Below are 18,496 nucleotides of genomic sequence, written 5' to 3' on the forward strand. Positions count from 1 at the left end.
TTACATGATACCATAGATGATTTATGAGATTCACTAGATTAAATTATATTCTTCAATTGTTTCAACGGTTAAGTTTATGATAAAACAACGATTACTGAGTAGATACACGAAACATAAAAATTAAAAAAGTTGCTATCGTGTTAAAAATAGCAACTTTTCATGAAACAATTTAAGTTTATTATTCGTTAAGTATGCGTTTGGTTTCTTGTATGATATCAGCTATCAATTCAGAAGCTGAACTAGGTTGTGATAACCTAGGGCTTTGTCCACTCCATAGATGTGTCCATTGCTCATTACCTAAGTCAGCTGCGGTTTTACGAATATTTTTTGTCAATTGGTTTTGTATAGGATAATCTGGAATGTCATCATCATAACCTTCCATCTTGTGTATAAATTCATTATCGATACCTCTAGCTGGTTTACCTGTAAAAACTTTGGTGATGACAGTATCTGTTTCTTTACTTTGCTGTATTGCATTTTTATATAAAGCTGAAGCACCACTTTCTTCTGAAGTTAAAAAAGCTGTTCCCATTTGTACAGCTTCGGCACCTAACACCATACTTGCAACAACGCCACGTCCATCCATAATGCCACCTGCTGCTATCACTGGAATAGATACATTATCTACAATTTGTGGTACCAATGACATGGTACCAATTAATGGTGTGTGATCACCTGAAGTTACAGTAAAAGAACCTCTATGCCCACCTGCTTCACTACCTTGAGCGATGATTGCATCCATTCCAGCACTTTCATTAGCTTTCGCTTCTTCCACTGAGGTTGCTGTTCCTATCACAGTAATCTGACGCGCTTTCAATTTTTTAATAATATTTTGATTTGGTATTCCAAAAGTAAATGAAACGACAGGAACCCCTTTTTCGATTACCATATCTACAGATTCATTAAATTGCTGTTCTTCACTAATATCAATCACAGGTTCTTCTAGATTCAAAGCTTTTCTATAGGGTTTTAACCATGCATTCATGTGTTCTACATTTTCCGGAATATATAATTGCTCACTTGGAACAAATAAGTTAACTGCAAAAGGTAAGTCAGTTAATTCTTGAATATATGTTATTTCTGAATCTAACTTCTCTGAATTAAAATATCCTGCCCCAATTGTACCAAGACCTCCACTATTACTAACAGATGCTACTAATTCAGGCGTTGTACTACCTGCCATACCTGCCTGAATAATAGGAAGTTTGATATTCAACATTTGGGTTACTTTTGATGAAAAGTGCATGTAAAACACTCCTTTCATTAAAAACAATAACTTAAATTTTATGACTATAGTTTTATTTTTTATTATAAGCTTGCATTTGTGCTTCTAATTTCTCTTGCTCTTGTTCGTCCATCTCATCTTCAATTTCCATACCTAGCATTTCTTCAATCAAGTCCTCATGAGAAACAATGGCATCTGTCCCACCAAATTCATCTAATACAATTGCTAAATGTTTACGTGACACAGTCATTTTTCTCAGAACCCATTCTGCTCTATTATGCTCATTCACAAATAAAGGTTCTGAAGTATATTGTAAAATATTGTTTGCTTTTTCTTTACTCCATGCTAGCAAATATTTTGAATGGAAGATGCCAATAATATGGTCGATATCACCATCATATACTGGATAACGTGTATACGGATTCGTCACTACAGTATCGTACGCGTCTTCATAAGATATATCAGCCGGAAATGCAGTTACATTAATCCTTGGTGTTGTATCGATATTTGTTATTTTTAATTGTTCAAAATCCATAACACCTTGAATTCGATTTCGTTCCATTTCATTGAAAGCACCTTCACTACCTGCAATCGTAACCATCTGTCTAATCTCTTCTTTTGATAATCGTTGTTGATCTTCTTGCCCTTTAGAAAGTAAATTATTGATCATATCTGTTAACCAGTTTAACAATTTCGTAACTGGTTTAAATACTGTGACAAAAAATGAAATCGGTGTATAAACCAATCTAGACATGCGATCTGGATAAGTTGCAGCAACAGATTTTGGAATCACTTCAGAAATAATGATAATAGCAACCGTGGTAATTGCGGTAGCTACACCAACGTTCATTCCAATATCCACTGCTAATACTGTCACTAATGTAGGCAAAATAATATTCGCAATATTATTTCCAATTAAAATTGTAGTAATAAATTCACTGGGTTTAGTAAGTAGTTTTGATAATTTAGCAGACTTTTTATCTCCTTTTTCAGCTTCAGTTTGTATTTTCATCCTATTTGCAGCAGTTAAAGCTGTTTCACTACCAGAAAAGAAGAATGAAGCAAATAAAAGTATGATTATAGCTATAATCATATCAGCATAACTCCTTTTTTATTCTATAAAATTTTAAACGATATGTATCAATTCCCTTGTTTTACAATACATAAACGCATTTCTAACTATTAAAATAGCGTTTTCAAAACAACTATAATAAAAAAACACGAAGTGATACATATTTGAATGCCCACATATATAAGGGTATCAAAATCATATCACTCGTGTTTTTTAAATTTAATCACTTACTGTAAAACTAAACTATTCGTCATAAATACTTTAGCCGATTGAACCTTCCATTTCAAATTTGATAAGACGATTCATTTCAACAGCATATTCCATTGGAAGCTCTTTTGTAAATGGTTCAATGAAGCCCATAACAATCATTTCTGTAGCTTCTTCTTCTGAAATACCACGACTCATTAAATAGAATAATTGCTCTTCAGAAACTTTTGATACTTTTGCTTCATGTTCCAATGAAATATTATCATTAAATACTTCATTATATGGAATTGTATCTGAAGTAGATTCATTATCTAAAATTAACGTATCACATTCAATGTTAGAACGTGCACCTTTAGCTTTACGGCCAAAGTGTACGATACCACGATAAATAACTTTACCGCCATCTTTTGAAATAGATTTAGATACAATCGTAGATGAAGTGTTAGGTGCTTTATGAATCATTTTTGCACCAGCATCTTGAACTTGTCCTTTACCAGCGAATGCAATTGATAGCGTACTACCTTTAGCACCTTCACCCATAAGCACACAGTTAGGATATTTCATTGTTAATTTAGAACCTAAGTTACCGTCAACCCATTCCATATTACCATTCTCATGCACTAATGTACGTTTTGTAACTAAGTTATAAACGTTATTAGCCCAGTTTTGAATTGTAGTATAACGCACATGGGCATCTTTGTGGACGATAATTTCAACCACAGCTGAGTGTAGTGAACTTGTTGTATAAACTGGTGCAGTACAACCTTCTACATAGTTAACTGAAGCACCTTCATCTGCAATGATTAGTGTACGTTCAAATTGTCCCATGTTTTCAGAGTTAATGCGGAAATACGCTTGTAAAGGCGTATCTAGTTTGATATTTTTTGGTATATAAATGAATGATCCACCAGACCAAACAGCTGAATTAAGTGCTGAGAATTTGTTATCTCCAGCTGGTACAACTGTTGAGAAATATTGTTTAAATAATTCTTCGTTTTCTTTTAATGCAGTGTCTGTATCTTTAAAGACAATGCCTTTATCTTCTAGTTCTTTTTCCATATTGTGATAAACAACTTCTGATTCATATTGAGCTGAAACACCAGCAAGGTATTTTTGTTCTGCTTCAGGAATACCTAATTTATCAAATGTACGTTTGATTTCTTCTGGTACTTCATCCCATGAACGTTCAGTTTGTTCTGATGGCTTAACATAATAAGTGATATCATCAAAATTCAATTCTGATAAATCACCACCCCATTGAGGCATTGGCATTTTGTAGAATTGTTTTAATGCTTTCAATCTATAATTAAGCATCCATTCTGGTTCTTCTTTCATATTTGAAATTTCACGGACGATATTTTCTGTTAAACCGCGTTCTGATCTAAAAATGGAAACATCTTCATCATGGAAACCATATTGGTAATTGCCCACATCAGGTGCTTTTTTAGCCATTTAAATCACTCCTTTTATATATTAAAACGACTCGCGTCAAGATAACTTCATTTGTAGTTACATCGTAATCATGATGTTATGTCTAGTGTGAATGGAAATTTACACAATGTCAACGTATCAACATGGATTAGTCTTCTGTATTTCCTTCTTTTTCAACTGTACCTTTTTCTAAAGCTTTCCAAGCCAAAGTAGCACATTTAATTCTAGCTGGGAATTGAGAAACGCCTTGTAGCGCTTCTATATCCCCCATTGCTTCACTGATTTCATAATCTTCACCAAGCATCATTTTTGTGAATTCTTGACTCATTTGCATTGCTTCAGCTAAAGAGTGACCTTTTACTGCCTCTGTCATCATAGAAGCACTTGACATTGAAATTGAACAACCTTCTCCATCAAATTTAGCATCTTTGATAAAACCATTTTCAATATCAAACGTAAGATTGATGCGATCCCCACAAGTTGGATTATTCATATCTACTGTCATTGCACCAGTATCTAAACTCCCTTTATTTCTAGGGTTTTTATAATGATCCATAATGACTGAACGATACAACTGGTTTAAATTATTAAAATTCATATGAGAAAAACTCCTTCGTTTGATTCAAGGATTGTACTAACTGATCAATATCTTCTTTAGTATTATAAATATAGAAACTTGCACGTGCAGTTGATGATTGATTTAACCATTTCATCAACGGTTGTGCACAGTGATGCCCTGCTCTAACAGCAACACCTTCTGTATCAACTGCAGTCGCTACATCATGTGCATGAACGTCAGTCATATTGAAAGTGATAACACCAGCACGTCTGTCTTTTGGTGGACCATATATTTCAATACCTTCTATTTCAGACATCTTATCGTAAGCATACGTCGTCAATTCATGTTCATGTGCTTGTATTGCATCAAAACCTAGATTTTCAATATAGCGGATTGCTTCAGCTAAACCAATCGCTTGTGCAATTAATGGCGTACCAGCTTCAAATTTCGTAGGTAAATCAGCCCATGAAGCATCATATTTTTCAACGAAATCAATCATATCCCCACCAAATTCGACCGGTTCCATTTCATCCAATAAAGCGCGTTTACCATAAAGTACACCGATACCTGTAGGCCCTAACATTTTATGACCACTAAAACTATAAAAATCAACATCTAATGATTGCATGTCTAAATCCATGTGTGGCGCTGCTTGTGCACCGTCCACACTCACGATAGCACCATGTTCATGCGCAATGTCTGTGATAGCCTTAATGTCATTAATTGTACCTAGTACATTTGAAACATGCGTGATAGCAACAATTTTGGTATTATCATTAATTGTCGCTTTTATATTTTCAATTGTAAGTTCACCTTCATCTGTCATTGGAATGAACTTTAAAGATGCACGCTTGCGTTTCGCTAATTGTTGCCAAGGCACTATATTAGCATGATGTTCCATTTCAGTGACTACAATCTCATCACCTTCAGAAATATTCGCATCTCCATAACTATGTGCAACCATGTTAATGGAAGCTGTCGTTCCACGTGTGAAGATAATTTCTTCAAAATATTTTGCATTAATGAAACGTCTGACTGTTTCACGTGCACTTTCATAACCATCAGTTGCTAATGATCCAAGTGTGTGTACACCACGATGTACGTTAGAGTTATAACGTTTATAATAATCAGCTATAACATCAATGACTTGTGTTGGTGTTTGACTAGTAGCAGTTGTATCTAAATAAGCAAGGCGATTATTGTTAACTTTTTGATTAAGAATTGGAAAGTCTTTTAATATTTCGTTAACATTTAGTGATTGGGTCAAATTATCCACAGACCTTTCTTAATTTAAAAAATCAATAAAGAAACCGTAGCAATTTAAGAAATGCAACAAACTAACTTATATTAATTTATTTAATCTGAGCATTTTATAATAATGTTCAATCACATTCTCTTAAAATTATTTTGCTGCGGATTCAATTGTATTTATTGTTTATTATTTATTAACTTTTAATTCGATTACTTCACGTAATTTACGTTGAACATCTTCAATTGGCAATTCACGTACAACTGGATCTAAGAAACCATGAATAACAAGACGTTCAGCTTCTTGACGAGAAATACCACGGCTCATTAAATAATATAATTGTTCAGGGTCAACACGGCCAACGGATGCGGCATGTCCAGCCTCTACATCATCTTCATCGATAAGTAAGATAGGGTTCGCGTCACCGCGTGCTTTTTCAGAAAGCATAAGGACACGAGATTCTTGGTTCGCAATAGATTTCGTACCACCATGTTTAATATAGCCGATACCATTAAATACTGTTTGCGCGCCTTCTAACATTACACCGTGTTTTAAGATGTAGCCATTTGTTTCCTTACCATATTGCACAATTTTAGAAGTTAAATTAATTTTCTGACTACCAGTACCTACAACCACTGATTTGAGTTCACTTTCAGAACGGTCACCAATTAAATTAGTTGTATTATCAATGATTTGACTACCTTCGTTCATTAAACCTAACGCCCAATTTATAGTAGCATCTGCTTCAGTAACACCACGGCGAATAATGTGGCCGGTGAAACCTTTATCTAAATAATCTACTGAACCGTATGTGATTTTTGAATTAGCACCAGCACTTACTTCTGAAACAATATTAAGTTGGTTACCTTCTCCACTTGCGATTGATAAATAGTTTTCAACGTAAGTTACTTCAGCACTTTCTTCAGTTGCAATAATGACATGGTTGAAGAAACTTGCATTTTCATCATCGTGTAATACTACATATTGGATTGGGTGTTCAACCACTACATTTTTGGGAACATATACGAATACGCCACCATTAAGTAATGCAGTATGTAGTGCTGTCAATCTATGTTCATCAACTGTAACAGTTTCATTCATGAAATATTTTTTTACTAAATCAGGATGGTTGATTAAAGCTTCTGCTAGGCCTTCAACGACAACGCCATCATTTTGAGCTGAATCAGAAACTTTCGTGAACGCTAATGTATTATTATGTTGGATAACCAAATTCTCAGTGTTTTCAACATCAATAATCTCTCTAACTTCACTTGGTAATTCTTCTAATGATTCATATAAGTTACCTGTTGTTTCATGTTGCTTAAATGAATCAAAGTCCCATCTCGTGATTTTTGTTTTATCTGGTTTTGGCATTTCTAAAGTTTCAGTTAATTGCAACGCTTCTTTACGTAATTCAGTTAACCAAGAAGGTTCATTATGGGCTTGTGAATATTCAACAAGTTGAGCTTCAGAAATGTTCAAAGTTTCAGTCGTCATACTTTTTTCCTCCCATTTGATGATTGTATGATTTAACTCATCGGTATAAATCAAAACCTAAATCTTCATCTATAATATTATTTTTCATATGAATTAAGACTTATTCTGCAGCATTAAACTCTTCTTTAACCCATTCATAACCTTCTTCTTCAAGGCGTTTCGCTAATTCAGGTCCTCCTGAAGTAACAATTTTTCCACCATACATAACGTGTACATGATCAGGTGTAATATAATTTAATAGTCGTTGATAGTGCGTAATGATTAATGACCCAAACGTTTCTCCACGCATTTGATTGATACCTTTTGAAACTACTTTTAATGCATCAATATCTAACCCTGAGTCAATTTCATCTAAAATAGCAAATTTAGGTTCTAACATCATTAATTGAAGAATTTCATTACGTTTTTTCTCCCCACCTGAAAATCCTTCGTTTAAATAACGTTGTGCCATATCTTGATCAATATCTAAAAAGTCCATTTCTTTGTCTAACTTTTTAATGAATTGCATTAAATTAATTTCTTCGCCTTCTTCACGTTTAGCGTTTATCGCTGAACGCATAAAGTCAGCATTCGTTACACCAGTGATTTCTGATGGATATTGCATTGCTAGGAATAATCCAGCTTTGGCACGATCATCAACATCTAGTTCTAAAATGTTGACGCCGTCTAATAGTACCTCACCTTGTGTTACTTCATAGCTTGGGTGTCCCATGATTGCAGATGATAATGTTGATTTACCTGTACCATTAGGTCCCATTACTGCATGTATTTCTCCTGTGTTAATTGTTAGATTAACACCTTTAAGAATCTCTTTATCTTCAATAGACACATGTAGGTCTTTAATTTCTAATGTTGATGGCATACATATTCCCTCCGTATTATATGATATGTTTTTCCTATCCAGTTTATAATAATTTTAATCTACAGTCAAAAGACTGAGCCCTTGTTACACCTTCTAATTATAACGCAGTTGTGTTGGAATATAAACCTTTTCAAGTGCTAAATTAAAATTGTTATCAAAATACAATGATTTTTGATAGTACATTAATAAATTCTTTAACTGATAATATAAGATGTGATGTTCTCAACTCATTTATTCCTATATCATTTATTATAAGCAAAGCATATTCTATAATCATTCATTCATTTTAACTTTTGTTTTAATATAGTTATAAGACAAATTGTGCTATCATTTTCAATATATTTTAGATAGAAAGGATTTTGGTATGTCAAAAATTAAGTGGTCAAATCTATGGAAAGGATTTGCAATGGGTACTTCCGATTTAGTACCCGGTGTAAGTGGCGGTACTATAGCTTTACTTCTGGGTATTTATGATGATTTTATACGGTCTATTAGTGGTATATTTTCAAAGAGGTTTTGGGAAAGCTTAAAATTCTTGATTCCTATTGGATTAGGAATGATCATTGCTATTGGCTTATTGAGCAAAGTAATTAATTATCTTTTAAGTGAACATACTGTACCAACCATGTTTTTATTTGTTGGACTAATAGCAGGCATCATACCCTATTTATTAAATACAGCAAGAGTTAAACAAACATTTCAAACTTCTCACTATTTACTTGTTTTACTTGGTATTATTATTATTGTAGTGATCACCTTGTTAAATAATGGTGATAAACATGCAGGAGAAACACTTGAATTATCAACTGGTCTTATTATTAAATATTTTATTGCAGGTGTTTGTGCTTCTAGTGCAATGTTACTACCAGGCATTTCAGGATCCTTTATGTTATTAGTATTTGGTGTATATGGTACTATAATGTTTTCAATTTCAGAATTTATGTCTTTAAATTTTAAAGCTGTATCAATCTTAATAGTCGTAGGTATTGGGATTATTTGTGGTTTCTTATTTTCTAGTAAATTGATTCAATACCTTTTAAACCATTATACTTATTTAACCTATGCACTTATCATTGGTTTTGTTGTAGGGTCACTATATGCAGTATTTCCTGGTTTGCCAAGCGATGTTTTCACTTGGATTATTTCTTTTATTACAGTAATTTCAGGCTACTTTATTAGCTACAAACTAGGGCATATTACAAGCGATGATTTTTAATTTTTCTATGTATAAACCATATAAAAATAGGATTGTATATTTATCAGAAGCTTAACTAAGCATTTTGACAATACAATCACTATATAATATTTGATTTTGCCTTTATCAAAAATATTAAAGCCCGGAATGGTAATGATTCGTTGCTATAACTAAGTAGTTTAGTTACAAATCCATACCACATCCGGGCTATTTTACATTCATACTTATATATCAATAGCGAAATGATATATGATGAATGCCTATATATAATGGCGCATCCTACATTCTAATTTAACGTACGCCCAATTTTAAGTTCTCCCTATTACAGTTTGAATGATATTGTGGTATCGAAAAACACCATCAATATTTTCGTGCTTTAAAGCAAAACACTCAAACATAATTTAATTTTACGCCATAAAAATGTGAAATTCAAATATGTAATTTTTCAATTTAAAATCATCTTATAAGCAAAGTAAATAAATATAACTCATCTCAAAAAACAATTATCAATCCTTTAGACTATTAAAATCATCGAGTAACACCTCACTAAATAATTGCATATTACACTTGTTGATGACAAAATCATGAACAAATTTGAGCATATGCAACCAAGTTAATATATCCTAAACCATTCGTATTTTTATATGTCATATTCCACACACTGCTAATTTTTATGCCCTTTTTCTAATTTTAAACAAATAAAAAGAACCCTATAACCGTTGTAGTTAAAGGATTCTTTATCGGAATTGATATTATTTTGCTGGTACTACTGCACCGTCATATTTTTTATTGATATAATCTTTAATTTCTTTAGACTGTAATGCATCCATTAATGCCTTGATTTTTTCATCGTCTTTATGACCTTCTTTGACACCAATCAAATTAGCGTATGGATTATCTTTTGCTTTTTCTAAAACAATAGAATCGTTTTTAGGACTTAACTTTTGATCAATTGCAAAGTTTGAATTAATAATTACTGCGTCTGCATCTTCTTTTTGATAAATCTTAGGTAGATATTCTGCTGATTGTTTATTGTTAAATTTGATATCTTTTTTATTTTCTACGATATCATCAAATTTAGCATCTTCAGTTTTAACACCTTTTTTAATTTTGATTAATCCTGCATCAGAGAAGAATTTTAAGAAACGACCTTCTTCTGCAGGGTTATTTGAAACATAAACAGTAGCGCCTTTTGGTAATTCTTTTAAGCTTTTATATTTCTTTGAATAGACGGCCATAGGCTCTAAATGTACATTGCCTGCTGATTCGATTTTATAATTTTTATCTTTCTTTTCAGTATTTAGATATGGTGTATGTTGGAAGAAGTTTGCATCTATCTCACCTTTATCTAATAATTTATTTGGTGTCGTATAATCGTTAATCGTTTTGATTTTCAAGTCATAGCCTTTATCTTTTAAAATCGGTTTTGCTTTTTCTAAGATTTCAGCATGTGGTGCTGGAGAAGCACCAACTGTAATCGTCTTATCTTTACCTCCACCGCCATTACCACAGGCAGCTAATATTAATGCTAAAGCTATTATTGAAGCTAAACTAAATAATTTTTTCATATAATTGTCCCCTTTAACTTAACGTTTATCTATTTTATTTGTAACTTGGTCTCCAATGAATTGGATGATAAAAACAATAATTAAGATTAAAATTGTAGAAACGAATATGACATCGTTTTGGTTTCGTGTGAAGCCAGTTAAGTATGCTAAGTTACCTAAACCTCCAGCTCCAATCACACCAGCTACTGCAGTAGAGCCTACTAAAGCAATTGCTGTTACAGTTATTCCAGATATTAACGCTGGCATTGCTTCAGGTAACAACACTTTTTTAACTACTGTCCATGTTGTAGCTCCCATTGACCAAGCAGCTTCAATAACACCCTTGTCAATTTCTTTAAAAGCGATTTCCACTAATCTTGCGTAGAATGGTGCTGCACTGATGATTAGTGCTGGCAAAGCACCTGTTGGACCACTAATCGTTCCAAGTACTAAACTCGTAAATGGTATGAGTAGTAAAATTAAAATAATAAATGGTATTGCTCTGAATAAATTCACCACAAATGATACAACGCTGTAAAACACTCTAGCTACTGGCGATTGACTCTTAGCAGATAAAAATAAAAGCACTCCAAGTATCAAACCAAAAATAAAAGCAAATATTGTAGATATCACTGTCATATAAATTGTTTCATATGTAGCTAACCAAACCTCGTCCCAACTTACATTAGGCATTGTTAGCATTTCCTGTAGAATCTCGCTGAATGAACTACCCATGCTTTAACACCTCCACAGAAACATGTTGTGCACCTAAATCATTTTTGAACTTTTCGAATTTTTCAGAATTTACATCTAATAAATGTAATACTAAAAAGCCCAGCGCACCATCTTTAGTATGTTTAATATTTGCTTCAAGAATATTGACATCAATATTATGTGTCTTTGTTATGTATGACACTAATGGTTCTGTTGTATTGTTTCCTGTAAAATTCAAACGTACGACATAAGCACTTTCATCTAAATTGATCAATTCAGAAATGGATTCGTCAAATTCATCATTTAAATCTTCTTTGACAAAGCGTTTTGTTACTTCGTGTTGAGGATTTTCAAAAACAGTTGACACATTTCCTTGTTCAATAACACGGCCATTTTCCATTACGGCCACTTCATCACAAATGCGTCTGATGACTTGCATTTCATGTGTGATAATAACGATTGTTAAATTTCTTTCTTCTTTAATTTTTAATAATAATTCTAAAATTTCATCTGTTGTTTGAGGGTCTAATGCACTTGTCGCTTCATCACAAAGCAAGACATTAGGCTCATTTGCTAACGCACGTGCAATACCCACACGCTGTTTTTGTCCACCTGATAATTCTGATGGATAGGCATTTTCTCTACCTTTTAGTCCTACCAATTCCACTAATTCCATCGCTCGTTTTTTTGCTTCACTGCGTGATACACCAGCAATTTCTAATGGAAAAGTAATATTATTCAAAACATTACGTGACCACAATAGATTAAAATGTTGAAAAATCATGCTCACTTTTTGACGTTTTTTTCTCAATTCTGATTTCGATAATTTCCCTATGGTATCTCCATCAATGATGACGTCTCCTGAAGTTGGTTGTTCAAGATGATTTAAAAGTCTTATCAAAGTACTTTTACCTGCGCCTGAAAAACCAACCACACCAAAAATCGAGCCTGATTGAATGCTTAAATCAACATGATCTACTGCTAACACATCGTGTTTTTTCGTTTTATATCTCTTAACGATTTGATTTAGTTCAATCATTGCCGTTTCCTCCTTGTATTGCTCATTCAATTAAAAAATGCTCTCTCTTTTCACCGAAGAATAGAGAAAGCATACTCGCTTCTCTCATCTTCTAAAGTTTATCTACTTTATGTGAATTGGCACCATTTCTATTACAGACGGTTGCCGGGCTTCATAGGGCACATCCCTCCACCTCTCGTGATAAGAGTTCATTATTTAATTATCCATAATCCTACCATTGTACTAAAGATTCGTCAATAATTATTTTAAATTTTCTAACAAATAAGGCACTGATTGAAATGCATAAATTCTTTTTTGTTCTTCACCTTTGGACATAAGCATAAGTATCGGTACCGATTGTATCTCATATTGTTTGCTAAAATCAGGATGGAAATTTAAATCCATTTTAGTAATTGGTAATTTTAAAATTTCATTTGCAATATCTAACATTCGTTCCGATACTTTACATGTACCACAGGTTGGTGTATAACCAAAAATTAGATATTTTTCTTTATCTACGTGTTCTAAAACATTAACACGCGTTTCATTCTGTACATTCATGTTAATAAACTGACCCTTTCAGCAATATAATCTAATTTTGCTTTCGCTACTTTTTCTTCATCTTTCACTAAAAATCCATGTTTTGCTAATACTTTTGACAAATAGGCTTTAGGGCATCTCGCAACTTCACCATATTGTTTGTCTATGTGAATGTGTTTACTTTCACTTAAATATTTTTTAAACCATTTACGTATCTTTTCACCTTCATCATCTGCATCTGCAAGTACATAAACTTGCTTGTCGTATAATGATTCAATCATTTCATCTAACTTATCAATCCCCATAGTTCCATTAGTACAAATGATTTCAATAGGCTGGTCAATCACTTGCTTCACCCGTTTCTTGTCTGTTTTCCCTTCGACAATGATAACTTGGTTTAATATCGCCATGACATTCACCTCTAAATGTGATAGTAAATTCAATTTTATATTTAGTTCTACACCAGACATTATTAACATAAACATTTATTATAGATTCTTATTATAATCTTAATAATTGAATAATCAATTTATCAGCAATGATATTATTAATGATACTTTTTAATGTAATTTATACTACAAAAACAACTTGAATATTGAAATGAAATTCAGTCTTTCATTATAGGATAAAATAAAAACTCCATGATATATCGTATCGTGGAGTTTGGTTTCATATTATTCACCGATCATTTCAGAATATTGGTCAGCTGACATTAACTCGTCTAATTGACTTTCATCACTTAATTCAACTTTAACCATCCATGCTTTTTCATATGGTGATTCATTAACAAATTCTGGACTATCTTCTAGTTCATCATTTGTTTCTACAACTTTACCTGAAACAGGCGCATAAAGTTCTGAAACTGTTTTTACTGATTCAACACTACCAAAAGATTCACCTTCGTCAATATCGTCATCAGTTTCAGGTAATTCAACGAATACGATATCACCTAATTCACTTTGCGCGTACTCAGTGATACCAATCGTCACTGTATTTCCATCAATTTTTACCCATTCATGTTCTTTAGAATATTTTAATTCACTTGGTACTGCCACGAGAATCCCCTCCTAAATGTTTTTACATATTCATGATGCCATATGAAAGGCTTACAATCAACTATTTAATTGATTTTACAATACTTCTCATGTTTCACAATTCATAGCACAAAACTTTTTCAAAGCATATAGCTATTATTCTCAAAAGTTGGTAAAAATGAATTGTAAAAGAAAATGGGTTTACAACCAAGTTTCCTTGTATTGTTCCTCTTTAAAACCTACTGTTACTTTATCACCTAATACAGCGAGTGGTCGTTTCACTAACATGCCATCCGAGGACAATAAATCTAGTTTTTCTTCATCGGAAAGGTCTTTTAATTTATCTTTAAGGCCTAATTCACGATATTTTGCACCATGCGTGTTAAAAAGTTTATTGATATCAATACCTGTAGCATTAATGATTTCTTTAAACTCATTTTTAGTTGGTGTATGTTGCACAATATCGATAGGTTCAAAACTCACCCCATATTCTTGTAAAAATTTTGCAGCTTTTTTACAAGTTGTACAATTAGGATATTGGTAAAATTTTATCATTTTTCAGGACCTCCTATGCTTAGTTAACACTAATATAACAAACTTATAACAAAAACGCTCTAATTATTAAGCTGATTTTTTTAATAACTGCAAATTGTCGGTTATAATGGTTACAATAATATCTTTTATAAAGGAGTCTAATTATGGAATCAATTAATACTAATGATCAATTTAAAAATACAATACAAAGTGACGAGCCAGTCATCGTTAAATTTGAAGCAGGATGGTGCCCAGATTGCAAGGCAATGGACATGTGGATTGACCCAATTGTAGAAAAATATAACAATTATAACTGGTATACTGTAAACCGCGATGAATTAGAAGATGCAGCGGCTGAAAATGACGTTATGGGTATTCCAAGCTTATTAGTTTTTAAAAATGGAGAAAAATTAGCACATTTACATTCAGCAAATGCTAAATCTCCTGAACAAGTTGAATCATTCCTAGCCGAAACGTTTGAGTAATTATTGGCTTGATTCTAATAACTTTAACTTTTAAACAATCAAAATTTTGAAATAAGCATTAAAATGAGACTGGGACATAAATCTCCATTCTCAAAATAAGAGGGCCAATCCTTAATATGGATTGGTCCTCTTTATATTTAATATATTACGATTTTGATCGTGCATGCTTGCCTGGGGATATGGCTCGAGCCTGTAGTCTCTCGCTCATATCATTTCCCCGGGCGTCAGCACGTTGCAAAATCGTTTGGAATATTTATCAAATTACAAAAGCAAAGGCTCATTTTAAACAATTCATTCCCTCTAATATATTGACGAAGTTTTTATTTTGTAAAATTAATAACATGAATTAGCCTGAAATCATAAGTAATAAAGAATTGGAACTTTTGATATGAGAATCATATGCGATTTTGATCGTGCATGCTTGCCTGGGGATATGGCTCGAGCCTGTAGTCTCTCACTCATATCATTTCCCCGGGCGTCAGCACAATGCAAAATCGTTTGGAATATTTATCAAATTACAAAAGCAAAGGCTCATTTTAAACAATTCATTAATTCTAATAAATTAATGATGTTTTTATTTTGTAAAATTAATAACATGACTCAAATGTTACGAATGTGATGATCGTTTCAAATGTCCACTTAAAAATTGATGTATGAAAAACAATTCAAAAACGAATAAGAAGATAATGAAGCATTTTAATTGGGAGTATTTTAAATATCAAATTAATCAGTAGCTTTCAGAACCAGAGACTAAACAAATCTACAGTCAAAGAAAAATTGATGTAGAACCAGTTTTCGGATTCATGAAGACTATTTTGGGTTTCGCTCAAATGTCAGTTTGAGAGATAGACAAAGTCAAAAGAGAATTAGAATCTGTCCTTATGGCATTGAATGTAAGGAAAATAGTAGCTCAACGAGCTACACTATTTGAAAAAAAAGAAAACGACAATTTCTACATTATTTCAATAGAAGTTATCGTTTTCTTTTTAGTCAGAGACAGTCATGTCCTGAATTCTTTTATTTAAAACTTATCAATGACTTGATTTTGTTGACGTTCTCGATGTGGCATTTTTTCTAAATCTTCCAAATCTGTCAAATATAGTAATCCAACTAAACGTTCGTCGTCTTTCACACCAAATATTTTGCGTATTTCAGGATTGAAAATATAAGCCGGTGACTTCCAACAAGTACCTATGCCTGATTCAAAAAGTAATAACATAAGATTTTGTGCAAATGCACCAAATGCCATATTATTCTCTAAACTTTCTTTTTGTCTTGGATCTTCTTTAACGATTAATGCAAGCATACCACCTAAATTGGTAGCAACTTTATAGTGATCTTCCTGCTTTTTTCTCAGATTAGGAAAAGCAATTTCAGTTAATTGTTTACTCATTTCTCCCAATCTATCTTTTGCGATATGAACCACTCTCCAAGGTGCTCTCAAGCCATGATTGGGTGCATCTGTAGCACGCTGTATCGCTTCATATAAAGCATCGTCATCTATGTTCATATCTCTTCTAAAGACCTTTATACTTCTTCGTTGAGTTATTGCATCTTGTAGTTCCATCTAATATCGCCCTTTCACTATTGATAACTATTTTCAATTATAAGATAGTACGTTTAGATTTTCAAACTACTGATATAGTCTTAATTGCGCGCGCAAAGTTTCAACTTGTATCTGTCCAGGTGCTTTAGGATTATCCAAACAACCATAGGATACTGCACCACCAAAAATACCTTGAGCAGTTCTTGAAATGATGCCTAATTTTGACATAGCAATGCCAATCACTTGTTGCGGCACTGTATCTACTGTTGCTGATAATGCTGATAATAAATTTAAGACATCTTCTTTACTATAAGGCATGACTGCAACTTTTAAGTAATCTGGATTCATTTGATGCATTTTAAAATACAATTGTTTTAACTGAGCAAGTGGTGGCGTTTTTTGAAAATCATGATAAGACAATATAACTTCAACATCATTTTTATGGGCTTGATTAATCAAGTTCTCTATATAATGAGATTGACGGTTAATTTCAAATTCAACGTCAATCATATCCACGTGGTCTATTTCAATTATCCTTTCAAGTAATTTAATATACGCATCAAATGACAAATCACCTTTACCGCCTTGTGATTGTGTGCGATAAGTAACTAAAATTTTCTTATTTAAGTTTAGCTCATATAAATTATCAATGACATTAGCTACGTCATCAACCCTTGGTGTTGCCCACTGATCAACTCTTAATTCTATTATATCGATAGATGTTTGATATTTTACTAATTCGTTTAAAAAAGTTGGAGAAATTTCATTTTCTGGTGCTATGGTTACTGCAATTTTTACTTCAGACATTTTAAAAACTTCCTTTTCACTCAACATTAAAATTATTGTATAACATTACTGAGAACTAACACAATCTTAAAAGAACATAATTTAAGTAAATAATAAAAATCTATTCACCTTTTATATGATTTAAATTTAATTTACAGGGTATAGTCGTTATATAAGTAATTTAGGAGGTAATATAATGGCAGTAAATTATGAAACAAAAGCAACGAATACAGGTGGTCGTAACGGTCACGTTCAAACAGATGATAAAGCAATTGATGTAGCAGTCATTCCTCCAGCACAAGCTGATGCTGAAAAAGGCACTAACCCTGAACAATTATTTGCAGCAGGTTATGCGTCATGTTTTAATGGTGCATTTGATTTAATTCTTAAACAAAATAAAGTGAGAGGCGCTGAACCTGAAGTCACTTTAACTGTACGTTTAGAAGATGACCCTGAGGCTGAAAGCCCTAAATTAAGTGTTTCAATAGATGCAAAAGTTAAGAACGTTTTATCACAAGAAGATGCTGAAAAATATCTACAAGATGCACATGAATTTTGTCCATATTCAAAAGCTACACGCGGTAATATTGACGTAGATTTAAATGTACAAGTAGTAGAATAACAATAATACTAAACCCCCAAATCCGATTAGGAATTTGGGGGTTTTTTGTTGTTTTAATACTGATTATGCCTATGTCATGATGTCTTTTGATTGTTTTCTCTTTTTTATTAATTGTCTTCATCTTTATAATTGATACAGATGTAAATCATTAATATGGCAAAAGAAATCAAGATAAGCAAAATTAGCGAAACTATAATAGTCATTAAAGATTCCACTTATCGTGCCTCCGCTCATAATATATCATCCACCATATTATACCATAATTATCATATCCAACTGCGTTACTTAAAAATTAAATTAAATGCGATTTAATACTTAAAAACTTCACATTTTTTGCTTTTTAAATTAAAAATGATTCCATGTTTTTGAATAA

General features: G+C 32.5%; 19 protein-coding genes, 1 pseudogene and 1 riboswitch. Of the genes and pseudogenes, 4 read left to right on the top strand and 16 right to left on the bottom strand.

What is annotated here, in order from left to right; genetic code table 11:
- Positions 1–178 precede the first annotated feature (178 nt).
- The 7 genes from NST87_RS09480 to sufC form a co-directional block, all read right to left on the bottom strand.
- Positions 179–1,246 (bottom strand): NAD(P)H-dependent flavin oxidoreductase, encoded by a 1,068-nt coding sequence (locus tag NST87_RS09480; RefSeq protein ID WP_040030172.1) that lies wholly within the window; start codon positions 1,244–1,246, stop codon positions 179–181.
- Between the two features lie 52 nt (positions 1,247–1,298).
- A complete protein-coding gene (locus NST87_RS09485) occupies positions 1,299–2,318 on the bottom strand; it encodes a hemolysin family protein (protein ID WP_340721624.1) in 1,020 nt (339 codons plus the stop codon).
- A 240-nt stretch (positions 2,319–2,558) separates the two neighbouring features.
- Positions 2,559–3,956, bottom strand: coding sequence for a Fe-S cluster assembly protein SufB (gene sufB / locus NST87_RS09490; protein ID WP_019469760.1), 1,398 nt, complete (start codon positions 3,954–3,956; stop codon positions 2,559–2,561).
- A 127-nt stretch (positions 3,957–4,083) separates the two neighbouring features.
- Positions 4,084–4,533 (bottom strand): Fe-S cluster assembly sulfur transfer protein SufU, encoded by a 450-nt coding sequence (gene sufU, locus NST87_RS09495; protein WP_019469761.1) that lies wholly within the window; start codon positions 4,531–4,533, stop codon positions 4,084–4,086.
- Positions 4,523–5,761, bottom strand: coding sequence for a cysteine desulfurase (locus NST87_RS09500; protein WP_019469762.1), 1,239 nt, complete (start codon positions 5,759–5,761; stop codon positions 4,523–4,525). The genes sufU and NST87_RS09500 overlap by 11 nt, the downstream gene beginning before the upstream one ends.
- Before the next feature lie 171 nt (positions 5,762–5,932).
- Entirely contained in the window at positions 5,933–7,240 is a 1,308-nt protein-coding gene (sufD, locus tag NST87_RS09505; protein WP_040030174.1) for a Fe-S cluster assembly protein SufD, read from the bottom strand.
- Between the two features lie 100 nt (positions 7,241–7,340).
- Positions 7,341–8,102, bottom strand: a complete 762-nt coding sequence (sufC, locus tag NST87_RS09510; protein WP_019469764.1) for a Fe-S cluster assembly ATPase SufC — start codon at positions 8,100–8,102, stop codon at positions 7,341–7,343.
- A gap of 364 nt (positions 8,103–8,466) precedes the next feature.
- Here sufC and NST87_RS09515 point away from each other — a divergent pair, with 364 nt between their 5' ends.
- On the top strand, positions 8,467–9,318 hold the full coding sequence (locus NST87_RS09515; RefSeq protein WP_019469765.1) for a DUF368 domain-containing protein: 852 nt from the start codon (positions 8,467–8,469) through the stop codon (positions 9,316–9,318).
- A 731-nt stretch (positions 9,319–10,049) separates the two neighbouring features.
- Here the strand turns inward: NST87_RS09515 and NST87_RS09520 are convergent.
- The 7 genes from NST87_RS09520 to NST87_RS09550 form a co-directional block, all read right to left on the bottom strand.
- Positions 10,050–10,865, bottom strand: coding sequence for a MetQ/NlpA family ABC transporter substrate-binding protein (locus tag NST87_RS09520; RefSeq protein WP_040030175.1), 816 nt, complete (start codon positions 10,863–10,865; stop codon positions 10,050–10,052).
- Positions 10,866–10,883: 18 nt separating this feature from the next.
- Entirely contained in the window at positions 10,884–11,579 is a 696-nt protein-coding gene (locus NST87_RS09525) for a methionine ABC transporter permease (RefSeq protein ID WP_019469767.1), read from the bottom strand.
- Positions 11,572–12,597 (bottom strand): methionine ABC transporter ATP-binding protein, encoded by a 1,026-nt coding sequence (locus tag NST87_RS09530; protein WP_019469768.1) that lies wholly within the window; start codon positions 12,595–12,597, stop codon positions 11,572–11,574. The genes NST87_RS09525 and NST87_RS09530 overlap by 8 nt, the downstream gene beginning before the upstream one ends.
- 81 nt (positions 12,598–12,678) lie before the next feature.
- Positions 12,679–12,784: riboswitch (SAM riboswitch) on the bottom strand.
- A gap of 53 nt (positions 12,785–12,837) precedes the next feature.
- Positions 12,838–13,137, bottom strand: a complete 300-nt coding sequence (locus NST87_RS09535) for a thioredoxin family protein (protein ID WP_040030176.1) — start codon at positions 13,135–13,137, stop codon at positions 12,838–12,840.
- A complete protein-coding gene (locus tag NST87_RS09540) occupies positions 13,134–13,526 on the bottom strand; it encodes a toprim domain-containing protein (RefSeq protein ID WP_019469770.1) in 393 nt (130 codons plus the stop codon). The genes NST87_RS09535 and NST87_RS09540 overlap by 4 nt, the downstream gene beginning before the upstream one ends.
- Before the next feature lie 264 nt (positions 13,527–13,790).
- Positions 13,791–14,171 carry a glycine cleavage system protein GcvH gene (gene gcvH / locus NST87_RS09545; RefSeq protein WP_019469771.1) on the bottom strand — a complete coding sequence of 127 codons (381 nt, stop codon included), beginning with the start codon at positions 14,169–14,171 and terminating at the stop codon, positions 13,791–13,793.
- A gap of 180 nt (positions 14,172–14,351) precedes the next feature.
- Positions 14,352–14,705, bottom strand: a complete 354-nt coding sequence (locus NST87_RS09550) for an arsenate reductase family protein (protein ID WP_040030177.1) — start codon at positions 14,703–14,705, stop codon at positions 14,352–14,354.
- A gap of 143 nt (positions 14,706–14,848) precedes the next feature.
- Between NST87_RS09550 and NST87_RS09555 the strand changes: the two genes are divergently transcribed.
- Both NST87_RS09555 and NST87_RS09560 read left to right on the top strand, forming a co-directional pair.
- Positions 14,849–15,169 carry a thioredoxin family protein gene (locus NST87_RS09555; RefSeq protein ID WP_040030178.1) on the top strand — a complete coding sequence of 107 codons (321 nt, stop codon included), beginning with the start codon at positions 14,849–14,851 and terminating at the stop codon, positions 15,167–15,169.
- 602 nt (positions 15,170–15,771) lie between these two features.
- Positions 15,772–16,194 (top strand): annotated as a pseudogene (locus NST87_RS09560) (transposase); the annotation flags it as partial.
- On the opposite strand, the gene NST87_RS09565 reads toward NST87_RS09560, so the two are convergent.
- Together NST87_RS09565 and aroD are read right to left on the bottom strand one after the other, a co-directional pair.
- A complete protein-coding gene (locus NST87_RS09565; protein ID WP_019467661.1) occupies positions 16,191–16,736 on the bottom strand; it encodes a nitroreductase family protein in 546 nt (181 codons plus the stop codon). The pseudogene NST87_RS09560 and the gene NST87_RS09565 overlap by 4 nt on opposite strands.
- Positions 16,737–16,802: 66 nt before the next feature.
- Positions 16,803–17,522, bottom strand: coding sequence for a type I 3-dehydroquinate dehydratase (gene aroD, locus NST87_RS09570; protein WP_064264622.1), 720 nt, complete (start codon positions 17,520–17,522; stop codon positions 16,803–16,805).
- 175 nt (positions 17,523–17,697) lie between these two features.
- On the opposite strand from aroD, the gene NST87_RS09575 reads away from it, so the two are divergent.
- Positions 17,698–18,123 carry an organic hydroperoxide resistance protein gene (locus NST87_RS09575; protein WP_040030180.1) on the top strand — a complete coding sequence of 142 codons (426 nt, stop codon included), beginning with the start codon at positions 17,698–17,700 and terminating at the stop codon, positions 18,121–18,123.
- Positions 18,124–18,496: the final 373 nt, after the last annotated feature.

The organism is Staphylococcus sp. FSL W8-0271, assembly GCF_038006605.1.
In the GTDB taxonomy this organism is placed as follows: domain Bacteria; phylum Bacillota; class Bacilli; order Staphylococcales; family Staphylococcaceae; genus Staphylococcus; species Staphylococcus cohnii.